Here is a 4,779-nt window from a genome sequence, read left to right as displayed (position 1 = left end):
TCGTCGACTGGGACGTCCCTGCAGCACGCTACGAACAGGCCCTCGAGCGCTTCGAATAGGCGACCGATTCGGTCCCGATTGCCTCGAAGATAGCCCCACGAACGACGCGCGAAACTGCAACCTTTGTTTCAGCTTCTTTCTTTTCGTCCGTCCGTTCCATACCCGCAGAATGCGTGACGTCTGTTTTTGTGGCCAGTGTTGAGAGAGTGTAGTTCGCGTGCGGTGAAATTCGACTCAGTGATAGTTTGGGGGTCGCCCTCTCGCTACGATGATGTCATCGGCCGACTACTGCGACTGCAAGACCAGAGGCTCGGCTTCGTCCCGAACGTGCTCGTACTGTCCGACTGCCCAAGAGAGCGCCTCATCGGTATCGTTTATCAGTATTCCCTGTATACCACGTTCGGTGTAGACGATGATTCCAGCATGGTCATTGTCAGCAATCCACAGTGTATACGTCGCTGGCACTTCGCAGTGGACGAACGTAATCTGGTCATTGGTGAGCGCTTCGTCAGTCTGTTGGGAATATAGCTCTCGTACTTGGTTGAAGACGTCTTCCGGAAGAACTAAATCGAGTTGATAGTCGTCTCCGGCCGTGACGGCTTGATAGAAATCCTCTGCATACCCGGCCATCACAAGCGGTGTGAAGCCCCGAATCTCCGTTGCGGATTCGACTGAGTCCAAAAACACTTCGATGGTCTTGTCCGGGATTTTCGTCGGTGCCATGTAAACGTCGGCGTCGATGAGAAACTCGTACTCGACAGTAGTGTCCGACGGCAGTTCTTCAACTACCGGCGTCACTTGTAGTAGACTTTCGAGTTGTTCCGTGTAGTTTGCGTGGGCCTCTATCGCATACTGCCCGAGATTCGTGAGACCCCATTTCCCGTTTTGATACGTGACGAGACCGGCGTCGTCGAGCTTTCGGACGATATCGTCGAGTGTAGACCGCGGTATGTCGAGCGTTTCAACGAGATCTCGTTTTGCTTGCGGGGCGTCGGTAAGCGTTTGTAGGCAATTGTCGCGCCGGTTAAGCAAGTAAATCAACCTCGTTATCTGATCTCCCATACCCAAACATCATTTTTTACTCACATTAAGGTTGGTGCTAACAACCATCAAAATGGTCGTGTCTTATTGTCCTGACTCTCTCGTAGGTTCTACGTGGAGTTCGCACCCTGGCGAAAAAATCGTGGGGTGTCCTTTCTCTCCATATGTATACCGTACCTTTGTTATTTTCCGGATGGGTAGAGTAATTGTATTATCTGGCAATGAGTCGGATGCCATGTCTCGACAGACGAGGCGTTCGTTCCTACAGAAGAGTGCGATAGCTACTGTCGGTCTCGGGACTCTCGCAACTGGAAGTGCCGCCGCTGGGGAGTCCGAAACGGAACTCGGCGATGAAGTCGTCACGGGCCACGCGGATTCGGGAGACATACACGTGGCCGACACGGGAGAGGTAACGGTACAGGCGTCGTGGCCGTTCGGCCGCGATTTCGATAACCTCGCGCCCGGCAAGATCTCCGCTGTAAGTACGTTAGCCATTGTTGAGGGAGCGTACTACGACTTCGACGTTTCCTACTCTCCTGAACTTCCCATTGGACTATGCTTCATCGATCTTGGGACGAATGAGTACTACGCCGCAGAGGTGAGTAGCAGCGGGAATTACCGTTACAAGTCCCCGGTCGGTATCCCCGAGGATAGTGCTGCCGTCGGAATCCTCAACAAGTCCGACAACAGCCGCGACATTTCGGGGGACTTCTCGGTCGACAACTAAGTTCGGTCCCTAGCTAATCGAAGACTTGACATATTATTTTTGACCAATTGAACCGGGGCGGTTTGGAGTCATCGTCTACGGGGCAGACGCTCACTCCGTGTCGTTGACTACGAACGAATCGTCTCCCGTGACTTCCCCGGTGAACGTTTCACCGGGTTTCATCGGGTCTCTTTCACCGGTGTCGTTTTCCGGTGATGCGTGGACGGCAAACTGCTCACCGGTGGTCACGTTCTTCTTGGAGTCCGATAGTCGTCCCACACTCACTTCGTCGGGGTGGACGACGTTGTCGATACTCTCGACTGTTGTGACTGCGCCCGAATCGAGGGACACGACCGCTTTGACTCGCGGCGGCGCGGTCTCATTTTTCGCTACGTAGACTTGAACTTCGCTTCCTTCAGCTTCGACGTGGAAGTGCAGTGAGTCCCGGTCGCCGAAGTAACGCTGAACCGTCTCATTGGTGTACGCGAGCTGCCACGCCTTCTCGGCCTCGTTGGCAGTCAGTTTGTTGTAAGGGTCGATGACTTCTACGGTGTGTGTATCGGACGAGACCGCGTTCGAAGGTACTTGGTGGGCTGTTCCGGTAGATTCCAGTAGCACCGGCGCTGCAACTGCACTGCTCGCTCCAAAGACGAGAAGCGCAGTGACCGCGAGTGCGAGTGTTTTGCGTCGCATAGGTCTCATTCCTGTTTTGGTGGTGAATCGAGAACGACGAGGTCAGTCGCTCCGACTCACTCGGTTTCACGTTGTGTGAAAGACCAGATATATCTTGATTGGAAATACGTTCGGAACCGTTTGAAAACAGAATGAGAGCCGGTTAAACCGGCTTTTCAGTTATCGAAGGTGGACGTTATTTCCCATCCCGTTGCGCTTTCGTTCGACGAGGTTGCGGTTTTCAAGTTTATCGAGGGTTCGACTCACCGTCGCCTTCGAGAGGTCGGTTTCCTCGACGAGATCTCGTTGTGCAATCTCCCCGTCAGCTTCGAGTACGGCGGTGTAGATAGTTTCCTCGTTATTTTTGAGACGCCCGGCCGTGTCTTCCCACCGCTTGCGGTTGGTCTCTGTTAGAGATTCCTTTTCGTCGTTCGGCATCAGTTGCGTGTGTATGTAATCCGAGTTCGTCGGCCGTTTCGACGGACCGTTTGAACGGTCGTGAAGCACGAGATACGCCCCACTGGCCCCGCAAAGAACCGCCGCAACGACGACAATGGCGACCTCACTGTACGTGAAGTACTGTCCAATTTGGGTCGTCTGCGTACCGTTTTCGCCGAGAGATACCACGACCGGAGATGGGGAAAGTAACTGAACCGTGAGGGTGAGGGTAGCGGCGACGAATATCACCGCCGAAAAGAGATTGACGTTCTGAAAGTCACGGAAGTCCATACGGACAGATAACTAACACGAAGTCTTAACGGTTACCGTTTGTAGGGTTCTGAAATCCTGTGAAACGCGTTTCCAACTAGTTTCAAACGCGTTTCACCACGGTCTTCAACAGGTCTTTCATCCAATAGATTAAGTATGAACACAGAAGTTCGATTTCGACTCGCCGTCCTCGTCGGGCTCGCCGCCATTGGAATCATCCTCGCAGGCGTTGGTACCTCGTTCGAGGTTACCAACCCGATGGTTGACCCCGGGTCGAACGCTGAATTCGTGGTCGGAAAAGACAATGTGACGTTCACGAATGACGAGGATAACGCGACTATCGTCGGGAACCTATCCAACGTCAGTCGGATTCAGATACAGCAGGACGGCCCGACGAAATTCCGAGTGAGTACTGAGAAACAACACCCACTGACGACAACCGAGCGCGAACGCGCGCTCGAAATCGTACGGAACAACGAGACAGTCCAGCAGTTAGATGTGATGGACTCCTACACGATTACGGTCGCTCCAGTCTCAAAGGTCACCACGGGCCACTTCACGAACATCGAGTCTACCAATTCCACAGATGGCATGACGTTCACTGCACAGGTGGATGCAGAGATCAACGAAACTGAAGACGGAGCGGTCATCCGCCGCAACGTTCAGGACGACTACGTTGACGACCGAGCCGTTATTTTCGCGGACCATCCCGAAACTGACGAGTTGAAGTATTCAATCAAGGTCGATTTGGCGAACAACTCCGTTATCAGCGTCGTCGACCAAGAGGCTCTTCGTCGTAACTCGCCGTTGACCAACTCGACGGACAATAGCTCGCAATCCTAGCGATAGCTTGGCCGTCTCTGTTAGTGTTCGTGGTCAAAAACGGCTATCGAAGTCGGACCCTACTTCGTGGGGAAGACGGTTTCGGGGTCCCGACCGACGCAGGGACCGAGCTTCTCTCCGTTAGCAGCGTACCGATACAGTGCGGTTCGAGCGACTGCACCAACTACCTGCGCGGCGACCATCGACCCGACGAGGACGACGAATCCGACTGCGCCGATGACGTACGTGAGCACCCCGCTGCCGAGGAAATACGCCCATGCGAGACCAGCAACTCCGACGAGACTGACCGGGAGGAACACGAACGAGATACCGAGGGATGCGGAGACGCTTTCGCCCCACGTCTCGCGGAATGCGTCACCACTCTCTCGAAGGAGCGTGCGCAGGCTTGCCGTGTCTTCGAGGACGATTACCGGAACGATGAAGAACGTCAGGAGTCCCCAGGCAAGGTCGAATAGTGTTCGGGCAAGCGACCCGAACACGCCGAACTTCTCGTCGATGATGTAGAGGACGGTCCCGAGGGTCGCAGCGGTAACTGACCAGAGGGCAATCTTCCGTCGAACGCGCCAGGCTGCGGCGAGTCCGTCACGGACTGATGTCTCTTCGCCGTCGAAATATCGAGATGCGCAGTGGACGACGGCGGCGTTGAAGAACGTCCCAACGCTCGAAGAGACCGAGATAGCGACGAAGATACCCGCGTACCTGAGAAGGTCGTTTCCAAGTACGGACTCGATGACTCCGTATCGGAGGGCGACACCGAGTACGACGAGGAATGCGCTCCCCGTAGCAAGGAGGCTAAGGAAGGGGAGGAG

6 protein-coding genes are annotated in these 4,779 nt (G+C 54.6%); 2 read left to right on the top strand and 4 right to left on the bottom strand.

Annotation, left to right across the window (positions count from 1 at the left end; genetic code table 11):
- Positions 1-285 precede the first annotated feature (285 nt).
- Complete coding sequence (locus QT222_RS06425) at positions 286-1,062, bottom strand: helix-turn-helix transcriptional regulator (protein WP_491476681.1); 777 nt, start codon at positions 1,060-1,062, stop codon at positions 286-288.
- A gap of 214 nt (positions 1,063-1,276) precedes the next feature.
- Here QT222_RS06425 and QT222_RS06420 point away from each other — a divergent pair, with 214 nt between their 5' ends.
- Positions 1,277-1,768 carry a twin-arginine translocation signal domain-containing protein gene (locus QT222_RS06420; RefSeq protein ID WP_004060711.1) on the top strand — a complete coding sequence of 164 codons (492 nt, stop codon included), beginning with the start codon at positions 1,277-1,279 and terminating at the stop codon, positions 1,766-1,768.
- Between the two features lie 90 nt (positions 1,769-1,858).
- Here the strand turns inward: QT222_RS06420 and QT222_RS06415 are convergent, their stop codons facing one another.
- Together QT222_RS06415 and QT222_RS06410 are read right to left on the bottom strand one after the other, a co-directional pair.
- Positions 1,859-2,440 (bottom strand): hypothetical protein, encoded by a 582-nt coding sequence (locus QT222_RS06415; protein ID WP_004060710.1) that lies wholly within the window; start codon positions 2,438-2,440, stop codon positions 1,859-1,861.
- A gap of 159 nt (positions 2,441-2,599) precedes the next feature.
- Positions 2,600-3,148, bottom strand: coding sequence for a helix-turn-helix transcriptional regulator (locus QT222_RS06410; RefSeq protein WP_004060709.1), 549 nt, complete (start codon positions 3,146-3,148; stop codon positions 2,600-2,602).
- Between the two features lie 135 nt (positions 3,149-3,283).
- Here QT222_RS06410 and QT222_RS06405 point away from each other — a divergent pair, with 135 nt between their 5' ends.
- Positions 3,284-3,970: a hypothetical protein gene (locus QT222_RS06405; RefSeq protein ID WP_004060708.1), complete on the top strand. Its 687-nt coding sequence runs from the start codon at positions 3,284-3,286 to the stop codon at positions 3,968-3,970.
- Between the two features lie 59 nt (positions 3,971-4,029).
- On the opposite strand, the gene QT222_RS06400 is transcribed toward QT222_RS06405, so the two are convergent.
- A partial coding sequence (locus tag QT222_RS06400) for a DUF6159 family protein (RefSeq protein WP_491476680.1) occupies positions 4,030-4,779 on the bottom strand: 750 nt, incomplete at its 5' end.

The organism is Haloferax sp. s1 (assembly GCF_058382125.1).
Note: the sequence above shows the minus strand (reverse complement) of the source record. Positions and strands in the feature narration are given on the sequence as shown.